Source organism: Tenacibaculum pacificus, assembly GCF_027941775.1.
GTDB classification, from domain to species: Bacteria; Bacteroidota; Bacteroidia; order Flavobacteriales; family Flavobacteriaceae; genus Polaribacter; species Polaribacter pacificus_A.
In genome coordinates this window covers 1,023,235-1,047,159 of the sequence record NZ_CP115917.1, presented here as the reverse complement: position 1 = coordinate 1,047,159, position 23,925 = coordinate 1,023,235, and the positions used below count along the sequence as shown (strand labels likewise).

Here is a 23,925-nt window from a genome sequence, read left to right as displayed (position 1 = left end):
TTAATCATAAACCATATAATAAGCCAAATTAACATAAAAGTTAACGAGCTATAAAAACAATATTTTACAAATGAGCGTTTTAAATTCGATTCTAAAAATTTTTGTTGGTGATAAACAACAAAAAGATCTAAAGTCTCTACAACCAATTGTTGAGAAAGTACAATACTTTGAAAAATCATTCAATAGTTTATCCAATGATGGGTTGCGAACAAAGACTATCGAATTTAAATCAAAAATTAAAGAAGCAACAAAATCTTTTACAGATACAATCGCTACTTTAGAAACAGAAGCTTTAACTGCTGACATTGACCGTCAAGAAGAAATATATACTCAAATTGATAAGTTAAAAGACGAAGCTTACGAAAAATCGGAAGCTGTTTTATTAGAAATTATGCCTGAAGCTTTTGCTTTAGTTAAAGAAACTGCAAAACGTTTTACTGAAAATGATGCTGTAGAAGTTACCGCTTCTACTTTTGATAGAGAATTATCAGCAACAAGAGCACATATTACTTTAGAAGATGAAAAAGCTTACTGGGCAAGTTCTTGGGATGCTGCTGGTAAAGAAGTTCTTTGGGACATGGTGCATTATGATGTACAATTAATTGGTGGTTCTGTTTTACATCAAGGTAAAATTGCCGAAATGATGACTGGTGAAGGTAAAACTTTAGTATCTACCCTACCCGTTTATTTAAATGCCTTAACTGGTAACGGTGTACACGTTGTTACGGTAAATGATTACTTAGCAAAACGTGATAGAGCTTGGATGGCTCCAATTTTTGAATTCCACGGATTATCTACGGATTGTGTTGATTTTCATCAGCCAAATTCAGAAGAACGTAGAAATGCCTATAATGCAGATATTACATACGGAACGAATAATGAATTTGGTTTCGATTATTTACGTGATAACATGGCTTCTTCAAAAGATGATTTAGTTCAAAGAGCACCTAACTATGCTATTATTGATGAAGTAGATTCTGTTTTAATTGATGATGCTCGTACGCCTTTAATTATTTCTGGTCCTGTAGCACAAGGAGATCGTCATGAGTTTAACGAATTAAAACCTTTGGTTGCTGATTTAGTTTCTTTACAAAATAAATATTTAGTAGGAGTTTTAGCTGAAGCTAAAAAGTTATTAAAAGCTGGTGACGAAAAAGAAGGTGGTTTCTTATTATTTAGAGTTTACAGAGGTCTTCCTAAAAACAAAGCATTAATTAAGTTTTTATCTACTGAAGGAATTAAACAAATTCTTCAAAAAACAGAAAACTTTTATATGCAAGACAATAATAAGTTAATGCCTGAGGTAGATAACGAATTGTGGTTTACTGTTGAAGAAAAAAATAATCAAATTGATTTAACTGATAAAGGAATTAATCTTTTATCAGAAAAAACACAAAATAATACCTTTTTCGTTTTACCAGATATTAGTGTTATTGTTGGTCAAATAGACAATAGCCAAGATTCTGCTGAAGATAAAGCAAATAAAAAAGAAGAACTATATCGTGATTTTAGTGTAAAAAGCGAACGTATTCATACTATGAATCAACTTTTAAAAGCATATACTGTTTTTGAAAAAGATGTTGAATATGTGGTTATGGACAACAAAGTGATGATTGTTGATGAGCAAACAGGGCGTATTATGGACGGTCGTCGTTATTCTGATGGGTTACACCAAGCACTAGAAGCAAAAGAAAACGTAAATATTGAAGATGCTACGCAAACATTTGCAACGGTTACTTTACAGAATTACTTTAGAATGTATCGCAAATTATCTGGGATGACAGGTACTGCAATTACAGAATCTGGAGAATTTTGGGAAATTTATAAATTAGATGTTGTTGAAATTCCAACAAACAGACCTATCCAAAGAGATGATAAAGAAGATTTAGTTTACAAAACTACTCGTGAAAAATACAACGCCGTTATTGAAGATGTTGTAAAATTATCTAATGCAGGTCGTCCAGTACTTATTGGAACAACATCTGTAGAAATATCAGAATTATTAGGAAGAATGTTACAAATGCGTAAAATTCCTCATAATATATTAAACGCAAAATTACACAAACGTGAAGCCGATGTAGTTGCCGAAGCTGGTAAGGCAGGAATAGTAACGATTGCTACAAACATGGCGGGTCGTGGTACGGATATTAAATTATCAAAAGAAGTAAAAGATTCTGGTGGTTTGGCAATTGTTGGTACAGAACGTCATGATTCTCGTCGTGTTGACCGTCAGTTACGTGGTCGTGCGGGTCGTCAGGGAGATGTTGGTTCAACACAATTTTATGTTGCTTTAGATGACAACTTAATGCGTTTATTTGGTTCTGACAGAATTGCCAAAATGATGGACAGAATGGGATTAAAAGAAGGTGAAGTAATTCAGCATTCTATGATTTCAAAATCTATTGAAAGAGCGCAAAAGAAAGTTGAAGAAAATAATTTTGGTATTCGTAAGCGTTTATTAGAATATGATGATATTATGAATGCACAACGTGAGTTTATTTACAAACGTCGTCGTCATGCATTAGATGGTCAGCGTTTACAAATTGACATTGCAAATATGATTTATGATACTTGTAATTCAATTGTAAAGCAAAATAAAGCGAGTAATAATTATAAAAACTTTGAGTTTGAATTAATTCGTTTTTCAGCAATGACTTCTCCTTTTTCTGAAGAAGAATTTAAAAAATTCACAGAAGAAGAATTAACAGATAAATTATACGTTATTGTCTCTGCTCATTATAAAAATGATACAGAAAGACACGCACATACTGCTTTCCCTGTAATTAAAAATGTTTTTGAAACAGAAGGAGATAGATATGAACGTATAATTGTTCCTTTTACTGATGGTGCTAAAACATTACAAGTTGTTACTAATTTAAAAGAAGCATACGAATCTGAAGGAAGGTCATTAGTAAACGATTTTGAAAAAAACATTACTTTATCTATTATTGATGAAAACTGGAAAGATCATTTACGTAAAATGGACGAGTTAAAACAAACCGTTCAAAATGCAACTTACGAACAAAAAGATCCTTTATTAGTTTACAAATTTGAAGCTTTTGAATTATTTCAAGCTACTGTTGATGTAATTAATAAAGAAGTTTTATCTTTCTTATTTAAAGGACATTTACCTAGTCAAGATGTTGATCAAGTATCTGAAGCTCCTGAACACCAAGAAATTCAGCATTTAGATACTCGTAAAGACGAGGTTCAAAATTCTTCTCAACAAGCAATGAGTAATGCTCGTAATCAGCAAACTCAAGAGCAGCAAGTTGTTGAAACTATTGTTCGTGAAGAACCAAAGGTTGGTCGTAACGAAAAAGTGACTATCAAAAATGTAATGTCTGGCGAAGAAAAAGAATTAAAATACAAACAAGCAATTCCTTTATTAGAATCAGGAAAATGGGTTGTTTATCAAAAATAAACACCTTTTTTAAATAAATTACTTTATAAAAAGCTCGGTTTTAACCGAGCTTTTTACATTAAAAAAACACAAACTTTACATTTACTTAAAAAATTGATTACCAACACTTCACAATTAAATTAACTTTAAAATACATTTGAAAAGTATATTTGTACAAATACAATATTAGTATACTTTTTAAAATGAAAAAAAATAAGAAACGAAAATTAGATATTGTTGTTATTTCTGATATTCACTTAGGTACTTATGGATGTAAAGCTAAAGAACTTCATAGTTATTTAAAATCTGTAGAACCAAAAATTTTAATTTTAAATGGTGATATTATTGACATTTGGCAATTTAAGAAAAGTTATTTTCCTAAATCTCATATGAAAATAATAAAGCAACTGATGTCTTATATAACTTCGGATACCAAAGTTTACTATATAACAGGTAATCATGATGAAATGCTTCGTAAATTCAAAGGCTTTAGTCTTGGTAATTTTGAAATTGTAAATAAAGTAATACTAAATATAGACGGCAAAAAAGGCTGGTTTTTTCATGGTGATGTTTTTGATGTTACCATGCAACACTCTAAATGGCTAGCTAAACTTGGTAGCATTGGTTACGATACATTAATTCTGATAAATATTGCTGTGAACTGGTTTAGTCAAAAACTAGGTTACGGAAAATTATCTTTCTCTAAAAAGATAAAAAATAGTGTTAAAGGTGCTGTAAAATTTATCAATAATTTTGAAACTACAGCTTCTGATATTGCTATTTCTAACGGCTATGATTATGTTGTATGTGGACATATACATCAACCTGAAATGAAATTGATTGAAAATGAAGACGGATCAACTACCTATTTAAACTCTGGTGATTGGGTTGAAAACTTAACAGCCTTAGAATATACTAATAAAACGTGGTCATTATATGAATACGAAAAAGATGAAATAGCTAAAAAAATAAACAGAGAAGTAAACGAAGACAATGAAGAGTTTGTAGCTGCAGAAAGTAGCAACAGCGAGCTTTTTAAAGATCTTTTACACGAATTTAATATTAAAAACTAAAACTCTATGAAAATATTATATGCTTTTCAAGGCACAGGAAATGGACACGCTAGTAGAGCTATTGAAATTATACCTTACTTAAAACAAAGAGCAGATGTTGATGTTTTAATTAGTGGATATCAATGTGAATTAGCACTTCCTTTTGATGTAAAATATAAATATTACGGACTAAGTTTTATCTTTGGAAAAAAAGGAGGAATTGATATTTGGCAAACCATAAAAAAAGCAAAGCTTAAAAATTTATTCAAAGAAATTAAATCAGTTCCTTTAGAAGAGTACGATTTAATTATCAATGATTTTGAACCAGTTACCTCTTGGGCTGCAAAAATAAAAAAAAGTAACATCGTATCATTGAGTCATCAAAGTGCTGTTTTAGACAAAAATGCACCAAAACATGGCACATTTCGTTTTGAACGCTTAATTTTAAGATACTACGCCCCAATAAAAAAGAAATTTGGTTTTCATTTTAAAGCTTACTCTTCTGATATTTCGACGCCAATTATTCGTAAAAAGATAAGAAATACACCTATTATTAACAAAGGTCATTATACTGTTTACTTACCCGCTTATGGTGATAAAAAAATAATTAAAATATTATCTAAAATTGAAAACATTAAGTGGGAAGTATTCTCAAAACACACTAAAACAAATATCATAAAAAATAATATTATAATCAAGCCAATAAACGGTGATAGTTTTATCAAAAGTATTAGTTCTAGTAAAGGAGTTATGTGTGGTGCGGGCTTTGAAACACCTGCCGAAGCTCTATTCCTTCAAAAAAAACTATTGGTAATTCCTATGAAAAACCAATATGAACAACAATGTAATGCACTTTCTTTAAAAAAAATGGGCATACCTGTTTTAAAAACTTTTAACAAAAAACAACTTTCAAAAATCATTACTTGGGTAGATACTAAACAAGAAATTAAGGTTGACTACCCTGATATAACTGAAGATATTTTAGATGCTATTATTTCACCATATTATAATCAAACAACTTTACCAACGGTAGCTACCATTGGATAATTTGTAAGTTTTCACTTTTCAAAAATTCATTTGTTTTTGAAAAGTGTTTACTACCAAACCAACCTCGCCAAGCACCTAACGGAGATGGATGCGGAGCTTTAAAAATAGTATGTTTTTGAATATCGATAATACTTCCTTTTTTTTCGGCAAATTTACCCCAAAGTAAAAACACAACATCCTTTTTTTCTTCGGATATTTTTTGAATAACAGCATCAGTAAACTCTTCCCAACCTTGTTTTTGATGACTTCCTGCTTCACCTTCTCTAACTGTTAAAGTCGCATTTAATAATAAAACACCTTGCTTTGCCCAACGAGATAAATCGCCAGAAACAGGATATGAAATTTGCAAATCTGTTTCAATTTCTTTAAAAATATTTACTAATGATGGCGGATGTTTTATTCCATCGTTTACCGAAAAAGACAAACCGTTTCCCTGCCCTGCACCATGATACGGGTCTTGACCGATAATAACGACTTTTAAATCATCAAAAGAACAATAATCAAATGCTGAAAAAATATTTTCTTTTTTAGGAAAACAAGTATTTATATTAAATTCTTCATTAACAAAATTAGATAATTCTTTAAAATATGTTTTTTCTAATTCTGGCTTTAAAATACTTTTCCAACTATTATTCATCATTAATTCTTCCATCATATTTTATCTCTTTTATCAGAATTCAAAGATACACTTTTACACTTTTTTAAATTCAAAAAAAAGAAGTATCATTTCTAAAACCAAACGAAAAGAATTTATAAATTTGTTGTCTACATAAAAACTTTTTTTTTGACTAACAATATTTCAGATAAGACGCTTCAAGATTTAGAATTCACAACAGTTTTAGAACAAGTTGCAGCGCATTGCATTACCAATTTAGGAAAGGAAAAAACGCTGGAAGTTCAGCCTATTTCTAATAAAATAAAATTATTTTTCGAATTAAATTTAGTGAACGAATATCTTTCTTCTTTTGAGAATGAAAACAGACTTCCTAATCATTTTTTTGAAGATATCACCGAAGAAACAAAGCGGTTAGCCATAGAAAACAGTTTTTTAGAAACAGAAGCTTTTTTAAGAGTTGCTACAGTTACGGAAACAGTCAATGAACAAAAAAAGTTCTTGAAAAAATTCCAAACCTACTACCCTACTTTATTTTCTTTAAGCGATAAAATACAATTTACATCGTTTGTTTCAGACAGTATTAAAGAAATAATTACTGCTCACGGTACTGTTTCAGACAATGCATCGCCTGTTTTAAAACAAATCAGAAAAGATATCAATAACATTCGCGGGAAAATATCTGAAAGTTTTTCTCACGCTTTAACAAGAAATATATCAAGCGGTTATTTAGATGATATTAAAGAAACAGTTATTGATAATCAACGTGTTTTAGCCGTTAGTGCAATGCATCGACGTAAAGTAAAAGGAAGCTTATTAGGTTCTTCAAAAACTGGAGCAATTGTATATATAGCACCTCAAGCAACCTTAGCATATAGCCGTGAATTACAAAACTTAATTTACGAAGAGAAACAAGAAGTTGTTAAAATACTAAGAGCTTTAGCTAGTAAAATTCATCCTTACACACCTTTATTAGAAGAATATTTGGTGTTTTTAACACATTTAGATGCTGTAGCTGCAAAAGCAAAATATGCAAAAAGTATCAACGGATTATTACCTAAAATAAGCAAAGAAAAAAAGGTGTTTTTTAAAGATGCTTTTCATCCTGTTTTATGGAAAAAAAATAAAGACTTAAATAAAGAAACCTTTCCGCAAACCATTCGATTAGATGAAAAACAACAAATAATTGTTATTTCAGGACCAAATGCAGGTGGAAAAAGTATCACTTTAAAAACTATTGGTTTATTACAATTAATGCTTCAAAGTGGTTTATTAATTCCTGTGCATGAGCGTAGTGAAACGACTTTATTCAATACTATTTTAACTGATATTGGAGATAATCAATCCATAGAAAACCAATTGAGTACTTATAGTTATCGCTTAAAAAACATTGCGTTCATTTTTAAGAAAATGTAACGATAACACCCTATTTTTAATTGATGAATTTGGAACAGGTTCTGATCCTGAATTAGGTGGAGCTTTAGCTGAAATTTTCTTAGAAGAGTTTTATGAACGAAAAGCCTTTGGAATTATCACTACACATTATGCAAATTTAAAGGTTTTAGCCAACGAATTAGATAATGTAACCAATGCAAATATGCAGTTTGATGAACGTACTTTAGAGCCGTTGTATAAATTATTTATCGGGCAAGCAGGTAGTTCGTTTACTTTTGAAGTAGCGCAAAAAAATGGAATTCCATATAGCATTATTAACAGAGCTAAAAAAAGAGTTGAAACTGAAAAAATCCGTTTAGATAAAACGATTTCTAATCTTCAGAAAGAACGAAACCGTTTGCAAAAAACTTCTGATAGCTTAGTAAAACAAAAATCGAAAGGACAAGAACATATTGATAGTTTACAGGAAAAAGAAGAAAAAATACAAAGTAAACTTTCTGGTTTTCAAGAATTATACGATAATAATCAGCGAATGCTTTCTTTAGGAAGAAAAACTAACGAGCTGTTAAACAAGTATTTTCAAACCAATAATAAAAAAGAATTATCAACCGAATTTTTTAAATGGGTTGCTATCGAAAATACGAAACGCATCAAAAAAGCACCACTTAAAAAGCTATCAAAAACTGAAAAGAAACAAGATTTAATTACAAATCAAAAACAAAAAGAAGCTATTAAAAAAACAGAAAAAGAAGTGCTTCAAAAAGTTATAAAAATTAGAGAAGAGAAAAAAGAAGAAGCTAAAAAAATAGCCCTTGAAAAAGCTGCTTACGTTTATAAAATAAATGATCGTGTGCGTTTAATTGATGGGAATTCAGTAGGTACTATTGATAAAATTGAAAAAAGAACCGTTTTTATAAATTATGGAATTTTTACGACCAAAGCAAAATTAGAACAATTAGAATTGGTTGAACGAGCAAAAAAATAATTCTATAACTTATATTTAACTATGATACTTAATTGGAGTATTATCAAAAATAATTTAACGTTATATATTAGTTATCTATTTTTAAATATAGTGATAGGAAATATATCAATATTAATTTATTTAGGTAAAATTCCATTTATATATCATATAATAATTACCCTTTTTGCTATACTCATTCATTCGTATGGCTATATTCAAATATTTCGAAAAACTACATTACAAACTAAACTAAAAATAAGTTTAGTTTGTATCTGCATGTATTTAATCAACTTATTGTTTAGCTGTATATGTGTAGCTATATCATTAAAATTATCAACAGATACTATAATTTCAGCAATATTAAAAGGAGCTACATTTATTTTTATAGCTGCTATTATATTTTCGATACCAGCAGCCGTACTATTATTTTTATGGAATTATATTTGCTTAAAACATTTAGTTAAATCAAAAAAAGTGACTAAAAAATATTAAAAATGAAAAAAACACTTACCGATACATTTTACAAAAACATTACAGAAAATGTTATAAAAGGTCTTGAAAAAGAAAACAATAAATTGATTTTAAACAAAGTTGACTGGGAAAAAGAAGCCAATAAATGCTTTAAAAGTCTTACCGATTTTTTCAGAAAAACAACTTTAGAGAAGCTCCAAAGAAATAATATTGATACAATTGGCGTGATTGATATTTGCTGAAATGAATACGATAATGATATTGAAGTCGATTTTATGCCTGACAATAATTTTGCAACAGCTTTTAAGGATGGTTGTATCATGAATAATTCAGCCATAGATAATGATGATTTTTTTAAAACTTATTTTGATGAAGATATTGATAAAAGTTTAGAAGAAATTGGCGATGATTATGAGCAGATAATTTTAGCTTTTTATTACATCATTAAAGATATTATTAAGCTCGTTGTTCAGCAAGAAGAATTTAAAAAACTTCCAACAAAATCACCTTGTCATTTTGGTTTTGCATCGTTTCACGATGAAATACGAACAAATATTTTAACGATTTAATAAAGATGATGCTAAATAACCTTATAAAACATCTTAAAATCACAGAAAAAGAGCTTATAGAGGAACTCCATGAAAAATCAACTATAACAGTACATTTAAAAAAGGTGATTTTATTATTAAAAAAAATCAATATATAAAAGTATTAAAAATTGTTTTAAAAGGAAAAGTAAGAGTCTTTCAAGAAAATGAAGAACGAGAAATTCTTATTTATTATTTAAGCGATATGGAAACTTGTACTTTATCGTTATCGGCTTGTTTTGAAGATTGTAATAGTACTGTAAACGCAATTATTGAAGAAGATTGTACTATTTTAAATATACCTGTCCGTTTCGTTAAAGATTGGAATTTTAAATATAAATCATGGAATGTTTTTACCACAAATACATTTAGATATAGTTACAATCATCTTATCAATCAGTATTCAAATTTAGCTTTTCAACCGCTTAAAGATAGATTATTTGATTACCTCATTTCTAAAGCTGATGGTGCTGTTATTCGAAAATCACATCAAGAACTCGCTAGGGAATTAGGTACAACAAGAGAAGTAATCTCTCGATTATTAAAGACGCTTGAAAAAAACAATAGACTTCATCTAGGTCAAAAAGAAATCATAATTTTATGATATAATTTAGCCTTGTGACAAAAGTCACAGGTTATTTTTATTTAATCGCCTTTTCTTTGTATCAAATTAAATTTGAAATATAATGAAAAATATAAAGACAATTATTGTAGTAACAATATTAATAATAGGATTCAGTTCTTGTAAACAAAAAACTGAAAAACAAGAAGTTAAAATAAAACAATCATTTACAGAACATACACCTACTGCGCATCATAAAATAGCTTTAGAGGTATTAGAAGCAAGTAAAAATTGGATTGCTAATTTTAATAATGGAAATACCGAAGCTTGTGTAAAAGGATACGATGAAAAAGCAATAATGAAGGTAGCACCTTTTGGAATAAAAAAAGGAATTACAGAAATTTCAGAATTTTGGATACCTTTTGCAAAATCAGGTGCTACAAATTTAATTTATACAAACGTAAGTGTTGAAATTGTTGACGAAAAAACTGCCTTTTTAGCTGCAAATTGGAGTATGAATATTGGAAATGGTATTATTTTTCAAGAAAAATGGGAGAAAAAATCAGGAAAATGGATATTAACTTACGATGATTTTAAAGTACTAGAGCAGTTTAAATCACCTAAAGAAAACACAACAAATCCTGTTGCGAGTCATCTAATTTTAGAAGATGTAATTAAGGCTTCTATCGAATGGACTAATGGCTTTAACACTCAAAAAGGAACTATTTGTGCTAATGGATATTCTAAAGATGCATATTTAAACGCTATACCATTTGCTTCTATTAATGGAAAAAAAGGTATTCAAGGTTTTTGGGAAAAATTAATTAAAGATGGAGCTACAAATTTAACATATCACAACCCTACGTTTAAAGTAACGACAGATAATACTGCCTTTTTATCATCACAATGGAGTATGAATATTGGAGAAGGTAAAATATATCAAGAAAAATGGGAAAAAACAAATAATACTTGGTTATTAACTTATGATGAATTTAAAGTTTTAAAACAATATTAATTATTTTTTAAAATTTTATCTGAAGAAAAAAAGCACTAAAATATCTTAGTGCTTTTTTTAATTTAAAAAGAAATAAAATTACTCTAATCCTTCCATTTCTTTATCATAAAACTCTCCTGCTTTATCCATTAAATCGGCGAGTTCTGTTGTTATATCTTCTTCCATTTCTCCTGATAAATCTTCAAACCACTCTACTTCATCATCTTTTAAATTGATTAAAAAACGTGGATACTCCGTATGTAATACGAAAACATCTTCTGGGTGATTGCTATTATCTGCTAATAAAAACTTAGGTAATTCCATAAAAAAGGTAGTATTAATATTTTATTTGTTCCCGATAATTTCGGGATTTTCTTTAATTAATTTTAATGTTAATCTATTAAATCGAATAAATAATAAGATAGATGCCGTAGTTAAGCCTGCTAACAATCCTAACCAAATACCAAAACTTCCATAAGTTTGTTCTGTTCCTAAAAAATAACTGATTGGAAAACCAACCATCCAATAAGATATAAAAGTAATTATTGTTGGAATTTTAACGTCTTGTAAACCTCTTAAAGCTCCTAAAACAACAACTTGTATACTATCTGATATTTGAAAAACTGCGGCAGCAAGTAATAAATTTGCAGCAATTTTCATAACTTCCATATTATCTGCATAATTTTCAGCATCATTTAAATCTATATATAAATTTGGTAACGATTTATGAAATAGATAAAAAAGCGTACCAAATACCATTGCTAAAATAATCCCTAATAAAAAGATAGAAAAAGCAATTCTTCGCAGGTCTACAAACTTTTTTAATCCTTTTTGATTTCCTACTCGAATCATAGATGCAACGCTTAATCCCATGGCTACCATAAATGTCATAGAAGATAAATTTAAAGCAATTTGATTTGCTGCTTGTGCATTTCTTCCTAATAATCCGCTTAACCAAACAGCTGATGTAAAAATACCTACTTCAAAAAACATTTGCATTGCACTTGGTGCACCTAAATTAATTATTTTTCGAAGCATTAATTTATCAAGTACAAATATTTTAATGTTTGTTACAAGTTCTTTTGAACGTTCTTTTTGAGTCAACATCCACCAAAGGTGAAAAACCATTACAAATCGAGAAAATAATGTTCCGTATGCTGCACCTACAATTCCCATTTCTGGAAAACCAAATTTACCAAAAATGAACAAATAATTTAAAATTACATTTAAAACATTCGCTAAAATAGTAGCATACATTGGATAACGTGTCATTGATAAACCATCACTAAATTGTTTAAATGCCTGAAAAACAATCATCGGTATTAATGAAAAAGCAACTAAATCTAAATATGGAATTGCCAACTTAACAACCTCAGTCGGTTGTTTCATTAAATACATTAATGGTTTTGAAAAGAAAACTAATAAAAACATTAAAATTCCAATCACGGTACATAAAAATAAACCGTGTTTGAAAGTAGATTTTGCTTGTTTAAAATTATTAGAAGAATCTGCTTCTGCTATTAAAGGTGTAATTGCTGTTGAAAACCCGATCCCTAAAGACATAGCTATAAACATAAAACTATTTCCTAAAGAAACTGCTGCTAATTCAGCAGTTCCTAATTGCCCTACCATTATGTTATCAACAAAACTGACAAACGTATGCCCCAACATTCCTAGCATTACTGGCGCTGCAAGCTTCCAGTTATATTTAAATTCTGAAGTGTATTGTTTTAAATTCAAACCTTATGTTATTTCAAAATGCGAAGATAACTTTTTTAATACGCTAGGTCTTTATCTTCTTCATTTTTTAATTAATTTAATTACCTTTGATTTTTATAAAAACAAACAGAAAAATGGCTTCAATAACACTACAAGGAAACGCAATTGACACAATAGCAAATTTACCAGAAATTGGTACTAAAGCAACAGAATTCGCTTTAGCAGGAACAGATTTATCAATTAAAAAATTAGCTGATTTTTCAGGAAGCAGATTAATTTTAAATATTTTCCCAAGTGTTGACACAGGTACTTGTGCTACTTCAGTAAGAGAATTCAACAAAAAAGCAGCTGATTTAGAGAATACAAAAGTTTTATGTATCTCTAGAGATTTACCTTTTGCACAAGGTCGTTTTTGTGGAGCTGAAGGAATTGAAAATGTAATTATGTTATCTGATTTTTCAACTGGAAACTTTGGAAAAGACTACGGTTTAGAAGTTAAAAATGGTCCTTTAGCAGGTTTACATTCTCGTGCTATCGTTATTATTAACGAAGAAGGAAACATTAGCTATACTGAACAAGTAAGCGAAATTGCTGACGAACCAAATTACGAAGCTGCTTTAAAAGCTTTATAATAATGAAAAATCTGAACGATAGTTTTATCAAAGGACGGTTGCGTAGTTTTACCTTTGCTTTAAAAGGAATATACTTGCTAAGTACTACGGAAGATAGTATTAAAGCACAACTTTTTTTTGGATTTATAGCTACTTGTTTGGGTTTCTATTTTAACATATCGATAACCGAATGGATGATTCAATGTTTGGTTATCGGTATTGTTTTAGTTGCAGAGGCGTTAAATACTGCTATTGAAAAAGTTGCTGATTTTGTACATCCTGATTATCAGTGAAAAAATAGGTTTTATAAAAGATGTTGCTGCTGGTGCACCTGCTTTTGCTGCGTTAACATCATTGATTATTGCTGGCATAATTTACCTTCCTAAAATAATAGCTATATTGTAGCATTCAATTTATTTCTAACATACGTACATGGCAAAAAGAAAGATACCAAATCTAAAGAAACAACTTAAAAACGATTCGTTTATAAAGTTTGCTTCTTTTTTTCAAAAAAACATAATCTAACTATTCTAGGAGCTTTTTTAGTCCTTTTTTCAATATTTTTAACTGTTGCTTTTATTTCTTTTTTCTTCTCTTGGCAAGAAGATCAAAGTGCTTTATCACAATTTTCAGATAAATCAATCCAAACTCAAAACCTACTTGGTAAAAGTGGAGCTAGGCTAAGTAACTTTTTTGTTTACAGAGGTTTTGGTTTAGGTGCATTTGTAATACCTGTTGCACTCTTTTTTACAGGTGCTAGAATTTTACTACAAACCAATTTAAGAAAAATAATTACATCATGGAATTGGGGGCTATTATCTATGCTTTGGTTTTCTACTTTGTTAGGTTTTTTTCAAAAAGAAAATGCTGTTTTATCAGGAATTATTGGTTTTGAATTAAATGAATATCTTCAAACTTTTTTAGGTAAAACAGGTGTAATTATCTTATTACTGTTCTTCTTGATAGGTTATTTAATTATCCGATTTAGCATTACTCCTGAAAAAATAAATGAAAAAATAAAAACAGCTAAAGAAAATCAATCTAAAGAAGAAATAAAGAAAAATGAAATTAGAAAAGAGGTTATTGCTACTGAAAATTCAGAAAACAGAATAAAACCTAAAGATATAACACAACAAAAAATAGTTGAAAAAGTACACGAAAATACAAAATCTAATATTGAAGAACCTATTGAAAACATACAACCTATACCAACAGAATACATTGATGTAAACACTGCCATAAACGATGCTTCAATGGAAGAATCTTCAATGAATGAAATTTTAATAAATGAAGCCTTAATAAACGATGCTTTAATAGATAGACCTTCAATAAATAAAGCATTAATAAACGAAGAGTTAATAGGTAAAAATATTATAAACGAAAACCCAATAGAAGAAAAACCTGTAGTAAAAGAACTTATAATAGATGAACCAGTTATAAATGAATCTTCTATAAAAGAAACTGAAATAGAAGAAAAACCTATTATAAAAGAGGTTAAAATAGAAGAACCTGTTATAGATAAAGCACCAATAAAAAAGCCAATAATAGAAGAAAAACCTATCGTAAAAGAATTTAAAATTGAAGAACCTTCAGAAGATGTTTCAGAAGAAGTTCTTGAAGAAGAAATTGAAGTTGCTGTTGAAAAAAACACAGAAGAAAAAAGTGTTACAGAGAATTTATCTGATGTATTATTAAAAGATTTTGGAGAATTTGACCCTACCTTAGATTTAGGACATTTCAAATTCCCAACCTTTGATTTATTAAAAGAATATAACGAAGTTATTTCGATAGATCCTGAAGAACTTGAAGCTAATAAAAATAGAATTGTAACTACACTTCAAAACTATAAAATTGGTATTTCTGAAATTAAAGCCACCGTTGGACCAACTATTACTCTATATGAGATTGTACCTAATGCAGGGGTTCGAATTTCAAAAATTAAAAATTTAGAAGATGATATTGCCTTATCTCTTTCTGCTTTAGGAATCCGTATTATTGCACCAATTCCAGGAAAAGGAACTATTGGTATTGAAGTTCCTAATAAAAAATCAACGATTGTTTCTATGCATTCTGTTATTTCTTCTCAGAAATTTCAAGACAGTGAAATGGAATTACCAATTGCTTTAGGTAAAACAATTTCAAATGAAACATTAGTTGTTGATTTAGCTAAAATGCCTCACTTATTAATGGCTGGTGCTACAGGACAAGGAAAATCAGTAGGATTAAACGCTGTTCTAACATCTTTATTATATAAAAAACATCCCGCCGAAGTTAAATTCGTATTAGTAGATCCGAAGAAAGTAGAACTAACTTTATTCAATAAAATTGAACGTCATTATTTGGCAAAATTACCCGATGTTGAAGAAGCTATTATTACCGATACTACCAAAGTTGTACATACATTAAATTCTCTTTGTATGGAAATGGATGCTCGCTACGACTTGCTGAAAAATGCAATGGTTAGAAATATTAAAGAGTATAATGTTAAATTTAAAGCGAGAAAATTAAATCCTGAAAATGGACATAAATTCTTGCCATATATCGTTTTAGTTATTGATGAGTTTGCCGATTTAATTATGACTGCTGGTAAAGAAGTAGAAACACCTATTGCTCGTTTAGCTCAGTTGGCTCGTGCTATTGGTATTCATTTAATTGTAGCTACACAACGTCCATCTGTAAACGTAATTACAGGTATTATTAAAGCCAATTTCCCTGCAAGAATAGCTTTTAGAGTAACTTCTAAAATTGATTCAAGAACTATTTTAGATGCACCAGGTGCTGATCAATTAATTGGTCGTGGTGATATGCTTTATTCTGGAGGAAATGATTTAATTCGTATTCAATGTGCTTTTGTAGATACTCCTGAAGTTGAAAAAATAACTGATTTTATTGGTTCGCAACGTGCGTATCCGAGTGCTTATTTATTACCAGAATATGTTGGAGAAGAAAGTGGCACAAATCTTGATGCTAACATTGAAGACAGAGATAAATTATTTAAAACAGCTGCAGAAGTTATAATTACAGCACAACAAGGTTCGGCATCTTTATTACAACGTAAATTAAAATTAGGTTATAATAGAGCTGGTAGAATTATTGATCAATTAGAAGCTGCAGGTATTGTAGGTCCTTTTGAAGGTAGTAAAGCAAGACAAGTTTTAGTTCCTGATTTTATGGCACTTGAACAACTATTAGAAAACGAAAAAAAATAAATTCTAAAAAAAACAGAAGTCAAAATATAATATGAGAAAATTAACATTATTATGTATCGGATTATTTATTAGTTTAAATACTATAGCTCAAAATACTTCTTCTGAAGCTAAAAATCTATTAGATGAAGTTTCTACAAAAATGGGAGCCTACACAAATATGGTTATCGACTTTAATTCTTCTTTAATTAATAAAGAAGCTGGTATTATTAACGACCCTCCTATACGAGGTGAAATTACACTTTCAGGCGAAAAATATAATTTAAATTATTTAGGTAATAATTTTGTTTTTGATGGTAAAAAACTAGCCGTTATAAATAAAGAAGAAAAAGAAGTTACTGTTTCAGATAATGATTTAGATGAAGAAGATGGATTTATTTATCCTTCTAAATTATTAACTTTTTACAAAGAAGGTTATAATTTTTCAATAGGAAAATTAAAAAACAATAATGGTCGTAAAGTTCAGTTTATCGATTTAACACCTATTGATAGTAAATCAGATATTATTAAAGTACAATTAGGTATTGATGCTAAAACAAAACATATTTATAAACTAGTTCAAATAGGCTCTAACGGAGCAGAAACAACTTTTACAATAACTAAGTTTAAAAGTAATCAGCCAATTTCAACAAATTTATTTTCATTCGATAAAGAAAAATACTTAAAACAAGGTTATTTTATAGACTAAAAGCTTTTAAACTTAAATTTTGAGCATGACTTTAAAAATCATGCTCAAAATTTATTTTTTTATATACCTAACCATTACCTTTGCTTCTGTGAAAACATTAGATAAATACATTTTAAAAAGCTTTATAAAGCCTTTTTTAGCAACATTTTTAATTATACTGTTTGTTTTAGTAATGCAAACTTTGTGGCTTGCTTTTGAAAGTTTTGCAGGTAAAGGAATTAGCATCGGAATTATTTTAAAATTCCTATGGTACACTACGCTACTTGTTACACCACAAGCACTACCTATTGGAGTACTACTTTCTTCAATAATGACTTTAGGTAGTTTATCTGAAAATTACGAGTTTGCTGCAACAAAATCTGCTGGTATATCATTACCTAGAATGGTACGTCCTTTAATTTTTTTAACTATATTTTTAAGTGGGTTAAACTTTATTTTTTTAAACAATGTGTATCCGTATGCTATGCTAAAACAGCTAAACATGAGGGTTAACATCAAAAAGAAACAACCATCAATAGCTTTAGTTGCTGGTAGTTTTAATACAGAATTACCTAATTTTCAGATTAAATTTGATGAAAAATACGGTGAAAAAGACAACCTTCTAAAACAAGTTATGATTTACGATTTATCTTCTAAAAAAGGTAATAATAAAATTATAACAGCAAAAAAAGGTGAAATTATTTCTGAAGAAGGAAGTCGATATATGACCTTAGTTTTAGAAGATGGGCAATATTTTGAACATCATATAAATAATGGAGCATCGCTTAAAGAACGACAAAAAATGCCCGCTTCGTATGCTTCTTTTGATCAATACACCATAAATATTGATATATCATCTTTTAATAAAGATGACATGGGTACAGAAAAATATACCAGGCAATACAATATGTTAAGCCTTTCTCAATTAAAAGATACTATACCTACTATTAAAAAAAGTTATGATGCTTTTATTGCTAGTCGTGCTAAAAACTTATTAGCAAGTATTAATACTAAAGATTTACACGCATATCCAGACTCATTAATTAATAAAAAACTAGAAATAAATATTCTTGATAACTTTAATATTACAGAAAAGAAAAGTATATTAAACAATGCCAATTCTAAAATTAACAGAAAACTAAATAATAACAAGTCTAATAAGCAAACACTAAAAAATAAAAGAAAAGCACTTAACTTATATGATATTGAGTTTTATAATAGGGTTGCCTTTTCACTTTCTTGTTTATTATTGTTCTTTATAGGCGCTCCCTTAGGATCAATAATTAGAAAAGGAGGAATGGGATTACCTATGATTTTAGCTATTGCCATATACGTACTTTATTTTTTTACGAATACTTTTGGGAAAAATTTAGCAGAAGAAAGTTCAATCACAGCTATAACAGGTTCTTGGTTAAGTCTCTGTTTAATGTTACCTTTAGCCATTCTATTAACAATTAGAGCAAGTAAAGATAAAGGATTATTCGATTTTAAAAGTTTTATTAGCCGACTTAGTAACCTATTTAAAAACCTATTCTCCAAAAAGGAGAAAACAACATAACAATGACAACACAAACATCCGCTAAAGTTCAATTAAATTCGATTGAAGAAGCTATACAAGATATTAAAGACGGAAAAGTTATAATTGTAGTAGATGATGAAGACCGTGAAAATGAAGGTGATTTTTTAGCTGCTGCTGAAAAAGTAACTCCTGAGATGGTTAACTTTATGGCTACTCACGGTAGAGGCTTAATATGTACGCCACTTACCGAAGACCGTTGTAAAGAATTAGAGTTAAACATGATGGTTAACAACAATACCGACCCTATGGAAACTGGTTTTACTGTTTCTGTAGATTTACGTGGTAAAGGTGTTACCACTGGTATTTCTGCTTCTGATAGAGCTATCACTATAAAAGCTTTAATTGACTCTGATACAAAACCAGCCGATCTTGCCCGTCCTGGACATATTTTTCCTTTAAGAGCAAAAAATGGAGGTGTATTAAGAAGAACTGGGCATACTGAAGCTGCCATTGATTTTGCTCGTTTAGCAGGATTAGAACCAGCAGGAGTTATTGTTGAAATAATGAATGATGATGGTAGCATGGCACGCTTGCCTCAACTTTTGAAGGTTGCTAAAAAATTCGATTTAAAAATTGTTTCTATTGAAGATTTGGTTGCCTACAGAATGGAACATGATTCTTTAATTGAAAAGAAAGAAGACTTTGATATTCAAACTCGTTTTGGTGAATTTCGCTTAAGAGCTTATCAACAAACGACCAATAATCAACTTCATATTGCCTTAACAAAAGGTACTTGGACTAAAAAAGACCCTGTTTTAACAAGAATAAATTCTACATTAATTAATAATGATATTCTTGGAACATTAACTAGTAATGCTGATAAAAAACTAGATAAAATGTTTAAAGTAATGAATGATGAAGGTAAAGGAGCGGTTCTTTTTATCAATCAACAAAGTCAGTCTTTAAACTTATTAAACCGATTACGAGGATTAAAAGATAACCAAGCTAAAGGAGAAATGAAAGCTCCGAAAGTTATAATGGATAATAGAGATTTCGGTATTGGTGCGCAAATATTACACGACTTACATATTAGTAAATTACGTTTAGTTTCTAATAGTCAGCCAAAAACCAAACGTGTTGGTATGATTGGTTACGGTTTAGAAATTGTCGATTATGTAAATTATTAAAAACTTATTTTTACAAACTTATTTTATAAGATAAAAAAGGAAGCTATTTAAAGCTTCCTTTTTTGTTTACTGATATTTTTTAACTTAATTAAAATAATTCACAAAAAAGTTAAAATAAAACTCAAATTTCTAGCCCCGATTGAAGCATTTGTTTGAGCTCTTTTTTGTTTTTTTCAAACAAAAAAAGCGAGTGCGGAAAGCGGGAAATTGCTTCAAAAAAATTATAAAAACTTTAAATTTTCTTTAATATGTTCAAATTCTGTAACAATTTCTTCTAAAACTTCTTTGGCTGATTTAATTTGATGAATTAATCCTGCTACTTGACCAATTTCAAGTTCTCCTTCGTTTAAATCACCCTCAAATATTCCTTTTTTTGCTCTTGCTCTTCCTAATAATTCTTTGATTTCTTCAATGGTCGGATTTTGTTTATACAAATCTTGGACATCATTATAAAACTTATTTTTAACCAAACGAACAGGCGCTAATTCTTTTAAAGTTAAATGAGTGTCGCCATCTTTAACATCAATTATAGTTTGCTTAAAATTTGTATGCGCTGACGATTCTAAAGTTGCCGCAAAACGACTTCCTATCTGTACTCCGTCTGCACCTAAAATCATGGTTGCTAACATGGCTTTTCCTGAACCTATTCCACCTGCCGAAATTACAGGAATATTAACTTTTTCTTTAACCATCGGAATTAAAGTAAGCGTTGTAGTTTCTTCTCGTCCGTTATGTCCGCCCGCTTCAAAACCCTCACAAACAACAGCGTCTACTCCTGCCAATTCTGATTTTAAAGCAAATTTTACAGAGCTTACTACGTGTACTACTGTAATTCCTTTTTCTTTTAAAAAGGCTGTCCAAGTTTTTGGATTTCCTGCGGATGTAAAAACAATTTTAACACCTTCTTCGATGATAATATCCATGATTTTTTCAACATCGGGATACAACATTGGCACATTTACACCGAAAGGTTTATCAGTAGCTTTTTTACATTTTTGAATATGGTCACGCAAAACATCAGGATACATAGAACCTGCACCGATTAAGCCCAAACCGCCTGCATTAGAAACTGCCGAAGCCAATTTCCAACCAGAAACCCAAATCATTCCACCTTGAATAATCGGATATTTTATATTAAAAAGTTGTGTTATTTTATTTTTCAAAGTTATTTTTTAAGAAATTACTCCCGAACCTAATAATTCTTCATTAATATACCAAGCTACAAACTGCCCTTCTTGAATTGCCGATTGTGGATTTTCAAACTCAACATATAAACCGCTATCAACTTTATGTAAAATTGCTTTTTCTAATTTCTGACGATAACGGATTCTAGCTTCCACCTCCATAGTTTCACCTGATTTTAATGCCAAATCTAAACGAACCCAATGTAATTCTTCATTAGAAACAAACAATACATTTCTATATAAACCTTGATGAGTTTTACCTTCACCTGTATAAATTATATTTTCATTTACATCGGTTTCAATAACATATAAAGCTTCTTTAGTTCCACCAACATTTAAACCTTTACGTTGTCCTTTAGTAAAATAATGCGCACCTTGATGCTTCCCAACTGTTTTTCCACTTTCTTTTTTGTAAGAAAATTTTGTTGCGAAATATGCTAATTCAGCTTCCTTATTTTCAAATTGAGGAACTGTACGGTTATACTGATTAAAAGTTGTTGGTACTTGAACAATAATACCATCTTTTGGTTGTAGTTTTTGCTGTAAAAAATCAGGTAAACGAACTTTTCCGATAAAACACAATCCTTGAGAATCTTTTTTATCCGCAGTAATTAAATCTGCTTTTTTTGCAATTTCTCTTACTTCTGGTTTTGTCAATTCACCAATTGGAAACATTGCTTTTTCAAGCTGTTTTTGAGATAATTGACATAAAAAATAAGATTGATCTTTATTTAAATCTTTTCCTGCTAATAATTTATAAACCGATTTATCATCAATTACTTCTTCTGATTTTCGGCAATAATGCCCAGTTGCAACATAATCTGCACCCAAACTTAAAGCGATGTCCATAAAAACATCAAATTTAATTTCTCTGTTACATAAAATATCAGGATTTGGCGTGCGTCCTTTTTCGTATTCATTAAACATATAATCAACAATACGTTCTTTGTATTGATCGCTTAAATCAACGGTTTGAAAAGGAATCCCTAATTTATCAGCAACAATCATTGCATCGTTGCTATCTTCTAACCACGGGCAATCATCTGAAATTGTTACTGAATCATCATGCCAATTTTTCATAAATAAGCCGATAACTTCATATCCTTGCTCTTTTAATAAATAAGCGGTTACACTACTATCTACACCTCCCGAAAGTCCTACTACTACTCTTTTCATTTTTTACTTTTGTAAGCTACAAATTTACGAATAAGTTTCTGTTTTTAAAATGGATAATTTCAATAGCATCATCAATAAAAATGATACTTATTAAGTATCATTTATTCTTCAAAATCAGATATCTTTTTTTCTTTTTCTTGTCTACTTTTTCTCCGTCCATATAAAAATCCCACTTCCCTACTCTTTTTCCATTTTTATACATTCCTTCTTCTTTAAGAGCTCCTTTTAAATCGTAATAATTCGCTTTTCCATCTAATTTTCCGTTTACATAAAAAACTTCTTCAATTAAAATAGCAGAATCAGTAAAGGTTTTAGAAAGTCCATTTTTCTTTCCTCTCGAATAAACAACTTCTTGTGTAATATTTCCGTTCGGGTAATAATCTTTAAGAACTCCGTCTAAATTTCCATCTTTATAATTTTCTTCAGAAACAGGTTTTCCGTTTGGAAAATAATACACCCATTTTCCGCTACGCTTTTTACCAATCATTTTACCTTCGCTTTTTAGCTTACCAAATTCATTATAAAACTTTACTGAAGCAGTTCCGTTTACATATGTTTTTGTACTTATTGGTGTTCCTGATGATGTAATAGAGTAAAACTTAAAAACACCTACTTCTTTTCCATTTTCAAACTGACCTGTATAACGTGTTTTTCCGTTAGCATATAACTTCTTCCAAGCACCAATTCTGTTTCCGTTAGCATCTGTTTTATTTAATTCTTGAGCTTCTGTAGAACTCATAAAAAAAATGGATAATAAAACTGTTATTGAAAATATCCTTTTTATATTTAACATTGATAATTCTTTTTTTTGTTGATTTAATAACTTAATAAGTTCAAAAATACATAAACCGTACCAATATGAGTATTGATTTCTTAATTTCTGTTTTACATGATATGAAAAGTCCTACCAAGTTAAACAGAAATAACGCTTCAAATATTGTATTAGCGCATCCAAAATTAATAAAAAATTTAGTTGATTTAACTTTTGATGTAGATAATAAACTATCAATTAAAGCTGCATGGGTTTTAGAATGGATTTGCACACAACATAATATTGATTTTATATTACCTTATATAGATATTTTTACAGAAAAAATTTCAACAGTACATTTTGATAGTGCAATTAGACCTTGTGCTAAAATTTGTGAAAATTTAGCAATTGCATATACCTCAACATCAAAAAATAAAACAAAAGATACATTAACATCAAAAAATATTGATGCAATTATTGAAACAGGTTTTGATTGGTTAATTACTGATCAGAAAATAGCAGTACGTGCTTACAGTATGACTTTTTTATTTTTATTCGGATTAGAAAAAGATTGGGTACATACCGAATTAAAACATTTAATTACTACAAAAATAATTCATGAAAGTAAAGCTTGTAAAGCTCGAGGAAATAAAATTTTAAAATTACTAAATAATAAAAAAATGTAAATTCGTAATAATTAATATTTTTAGAATAAAAACAACCTATAATATAGCATCTTTAATACATATTTAAATTATTATTTTTTTTATGCTAAATAAATCCTTAAATTAAGGGCATCTAATTAGAATGAATTCCC

At 29.2% G+C, this 23,925-nt stretch carries 19 protein-coding genes and 2 pseudogenes; 15 read left to right on the top strand and 6 right to left on the bottom strand.

What is annotated here, in order from left to right:
- Nucleotides 1-70 precede the first annotated feature (70 nt).
- From secA to PG913_RS04770, 3 genes are all read left to right on the top strand, one after another.
- Entirely contained in the window at nucleotides 71-3,424 is a 3,354-nt protein-coding gene (gene secA, locus PG913_RS04780; protein ID WP_271231857.1) for a preprotein translocase subunit SecA, read from the top strand.
- A gap of 182 nt (nucleotides 3,425-3,606) precedes the next feature.
- Nucleotides 3,607-4,476 carry a UDP-2,3-diacylglucosamine diphosphatase gene (locus PG913_RS04775; protein ID WP_271231856.1) on the top strand — a complete coding sequence of 290 codons (870 nt, stop codon included), beginning with the start codon at nucleotides 3,607-3,609 and terminating at the stop codon, nucleotides 4,474-4,476.
- Nucleotides 4,477-4,482: 6 nt separating this feature from the next.
- Nucleotides 4,483-5,502 carry a glycosyltransferase family protein gene (locus PG913_RS04770; RefSeq protein WP_271231855.1) on the top strand — a complete coding sequence of 340 codons (1,020 nt, stop codon included), beginning with the start codon at nucleotides 4,483-4,485 and terminating at the stop codon, nucleotides 5,500-5,502.
- Here the strand turns inward: PG913_RS04770 and ung are convergent.
- The gene (ung, locus tag PG913_RS04765) at nucleotides 5,489-6,157 is read right to left on the bottom strand and encodes a uracil-DNA glycosylase (RefSeq protein ID WP_271231854.1); all 669 of its coding nucleotides are present in this window, start codon (nucleotides 6,155-6,157) and stop codon (nucleotides 5,489-5,491) included. The genes PG913_RS04770 and ung overlap by 14 nt on opposite strands.
- Nucleotides 6,158-6,286: 129 nt before the next feature.
- Here ung and PG913_RS04760 point away from each other — a divergent pair.
- The 5 genes and pseudogenes from PG913_RS04760 (at nucleotide 6,287) to PG913_RS04740 (ending at nucleotide 11,109) form a co-directional block, all read left to right on the top strand.
- Nucleotides 6,287-8,495: pseudogene (locus PG913_RS04760) on the top strand (endonuclease MutS2).
- Nucleotides 8,496-8,968: 473 nt separating this feature from the next.
- Nucleotides 8,969-9,187 carry a hypothetical protein gene (locus PG913_RS04755; protein WP_271231853.1) on the top strand — a complete coding sequence of 73 codons (219 nt, stop codon included), beginning with the start codon at nucleotides 8,969-8,971 and terminating at the stop codon, nucleotides 9,185-9,187.
- A gap of 33 nt (nucleotides 9,188-9,220) precedes the next feature.
- Nucleotides 9,221-9,514, top strand: coding sequence for a hypothetical protein (locus PG913_RS04750; RefSeq protein WP_271231852.1), 294 nt, complete (start codon nucleotides 9,221-9,223; stop codon nucleotides 9,512-9,514).
- A gap of 76 nt (nucleotides 9,515-9,590) precedes the next feature.
- On the top strand, nucleotides 9,591-10,136 hold the full coding sequence (locus tag PG913_RS04745; RefSeq protein WP_271232131.1) for a Crp/Fnr family transcriptional regulator: 546 nt from the start codon (nucleotides 9,591-9,593) through the stop codon (nucleotides 10,134-10,136).
- 82 nt (nucleotides 10,137-10,218) lie between these two features.
- Nucleotides 10,219-11,109 (top strand): Cif family virulence factor, encoded by an 891-nt coding sequence (locus tag PG913_RS04740; protein ID WP_271231851.1) that lies wholly within the window; start codon nucleotides 10,219-10,221, stop codon nucleotides 11,107-11,109.
- A 78-nt stretch (nucleotides 11,110-11,187) separates the two neighbouring features.
- Here PG913_RS04740 and PG913_RS04735 read toward each other — a convergent pair whose 3' ends face one another.
- Nucleotides 11,188-11,412, bottom strand: a complete 225-nt coding sequence (locus tag PG913_RS04735) for a hypothetical protein (RefSeq protein WP_058885356.1) — start codon at nucleotides 11,410-11,412, stop codon at nucleotides 11,188-11,190.
- A gap of 21 nt (nucleotides 11,413-11,433) precedes the next feature.
- Nucleotides 11,434-12,828 carry an MATE family efflux transporter gene (locus PG913_RS04730; protein ID WP_271231850.1) on the bottom strand — a complete coding sequence of 465 codons (1,395 nt, stop codon included), beginning with the start codon at nucleotides 12,826-12,828 and terminating at the stop codon, nucleotides 11,434-11,436.
- 113 nt (nucleotides 12,829-12,941) lie between these two features.
- Here PG913_RS04730 and tpx point away from each other — a divergent pair, with 113 nt between their 5' ends.
- The 6 genes and pseudogenes from tpx to ribB all read left to right on the top strand — a co-directional run bounded on the left by tpx (nucleotide 12,942) and on the right by ribB (nucleotide 19,997).
- Nucleotides 12,942-13,439: a thiol peroxidase gene (gene tpx / locus PG913_RS04725; RefSeq protein ID WP_271231849.1), complete on the top strand. Its 498-nt coding sequence runs from the start codon at nucleotides 12,942-12,944 to the stop codon at nucleotides 13,437-13,439.
- 2 nt (nucleotides 13,440-13,441) lie between these two features.
- Nucleotides 13,442-13,823: pseudogene (locus PG913_RS04720) on the top strand (diacylglycerol kinase family protein).
- Between the two features lie 122 nt (nucleotides 13,824-13,945).
- A complete protein-coding gene (locus PG913_RS04715; RefSeq protein WP_271232130.1) occupies nucleotides 13,946-16,627 on the top strand; it encodes a DNA translocase FtsK in 2,682 nt (893 codons plus the stop codon).
- Nucleotides 16,628-16,658: 31 nt separating this feature from the next.
- Nucleotides 16,659-17,312, top strand: coding sequence for a LolA family protein (locus PG913_RS04710; RefSeq protein ID WP_271231848.1), 654 nt, complete (start codon nucleotides 16,659-16,661; stop codon nucleotides 17,310-17,312).
- 88 nt (nucleotides 17,313-17,400) lie between these two features.
- Nucleotides 17,401-18,849: an LptF/LptG family permease gene (locus PG913_RS04705; RefSeq protein WP_271231847.1), complete on the top strand. Its 1,449-nt coding sequence runs from the start codon at nucleotides 17,401-17,403 to the stop codon at nucleotides 18,847-18,849.
- A 2-nt stretch (nucleotides 18,850-18,851) separates the two neighbouring features.
- The gene (ribB, locus tag PG913_RS04700; protein ID WP_271231846.1) at nucleotides 18,852-19,997 is read left to right on the top strand and encodes a 3,4-dihydroxy-2-butanone-4-phosphate synthase; all 1,146 of its coding nucleotides are present in this window, start codon (nucleotides 18,852-18,854) and stop codon (nucleotides 19,995-19,997) included.
- 221 nt (nucleotides 19,998-20,218) lie between these two features.
- Here ribB and PG913_RS04695 read toward each other — a convergent pair whose 3' ends face one another.
- The 3 genes from PG913_RS04695 to PG913_RS04685 all read right to left on the bottom strand — a co-directional run bounded on the left by PG913_RS04695 (nucleotide 20,219) and on the right by PG913_RS04685 (nucleotide 23,096).
- The gene (locus PG913_RS04695; RefSeq protein ID WP_271231845.1) at nucleotides 20,219-21,160 is read right to left on the bottom strand and encodes an NAD(P)H-dependent flavin oxidoreductase; all 942 of its coding nucleotides are present in this window, start codon (nucleotides 21,158-21,160) and stop codon (nucleotides 20,219-20,221) included.
- Nucleotides 21,161-21,169: 9 nt separating this feature from the next.
- A complete protein-coding gene (gene mnmA / locus PG913_RS04690) occupies nucleotides 21,170-22,357 on the bottom strand; it encodes a tRNA 2-thiouridine(34) synthase MnmA (RefSeq protein ID WP_271231844.1) in 1,188 nt (395 codons plus the stop codon).
- A gap of 97 nt (nucleotides 22,358-22,454) precedes the next feature.
- On the bottom strand, nucleotides 22,455-23,096 hold the full coding sequence (locus PG913_RS04685; RefSeq protein WP_271231843.1) for a toxin-antitoxin system YwqK family antitoxin: 642 nt from the start codon (nucleotides 23,094-23,096) through the stop codon (nucleotides 22,455-22,457).
- Nucleotides 23,097-23,215: 119 nt separating this feature from the next.
- Here PG913_RS04685 and PG913_RS04680 point away from each other — a divergent pair, with 119 nt between their 5' ends.
- Nucleotides 23,216-23,794 (top strand): adenylosuccinate lyase, encoded by a 579-nt coding sequence (locus PG913_RS04680; RefSeq protein ID WP_271231842.1) that lies wholly within the window; start codon nucleotides 23,216-23,218, stop codon nucleotides 23,792-23,794.
- Nucleotides 23,795-23,925: the final 131 nt, after the last annotated feature.

Bases quoted from the DNA above. Each gene is read 5' to 3' on its own strand.
- PG913_RS04750 (WP_271231852.1), top strand. From the start codon at position 9,221: ATGCCTGACAATAATTTTGCAACAGCTTTTAAGGATGGTTGTATCATG.
- PG913_RS04740 (WP_271231851.1), top strand. From the start codon at position 10,219: ATGAAAAATATAAAGACAATTATTGTAGTAACAATATTAATAATAGGA.
- PG913_RS04755 (WP_271231853.1), top strand. From the start codon at position 8,969: ATGAAAAAAACACTTACCGATACATTTTACAAAAACATTACAGAAAAT.
- PG913_RS04710 (WP_271231848.1), top strand. From the start codon at position 16,659: ATGAGAAAATTAACATTATTATGTATCGGATTATTTATTAGTTTAAAT.
- PG913_RS04735 (WP_058885356.1), bottom strand. From the start codon at position 11,412: ATGGAATTACCTAAGTTTTTATTAGCAGATAATAGCAATCACCCAGAA.
- ribB (WP_271231846.1), top strand. From the start codon at position 18,852: ATGACAACACAAACATCCGCTAAAGTTCAATTAAATTCGATTGAAGAA.
- PG913_RS04775 (WP_271231856.1), top strand. From the start codon at position 3,607: ATGAAAAAAAATAAGAAACGAAAATTAGATATTGTTGTTATTTCTGAT.
- ung (WP_271231854.1), bottom strand. From the start codon at position 6,157: ATGATGGAAGAATTAATGATGAATAATAGTTGGAAAAGTATTTTAAAG.
- tpx (WP_271231849.1), top strand. From the start codon at position 12,942: ATGGCTTCAATAACACTACAAGGAAACGCAATTGACACAATAGCAAAT.
- PG913_RS04685 (WP_271231843.1), bottom strand. From the start codon at position 23,096: ATGAGTTCTACAGAAGCTCAAGAATTAAATAAAACAGATGCTAACGGA.
- PG913_RS04680 (WP_271231842.1), top strand. From the start codon at position 23,216: ATGAGTATTGATTTCTTAATTTCTGTTTTACATGATATGAAAAGTCCT.
- mnmA (WP_271231844.1), bottom strand. From the start codon at position 22,357: ATGAAAAGAGTAGTAGTAGGACTTTCGGGAGGTGTAGATAGTAGTGTA.
- secA (WP_271231857.1), top strand. From the start codon at position 71: ATGAGCGTTTTAAATTCGATTCTAAAAATTTTTGTTGGTGATAAACAA.
- PG913_RS04770 (WP_271231855.1), top strand. From the start codon at position 4,483: ATGAAAATATTATATGCTTTTCAAGGCACAGGAAATGGACACGCTAGT.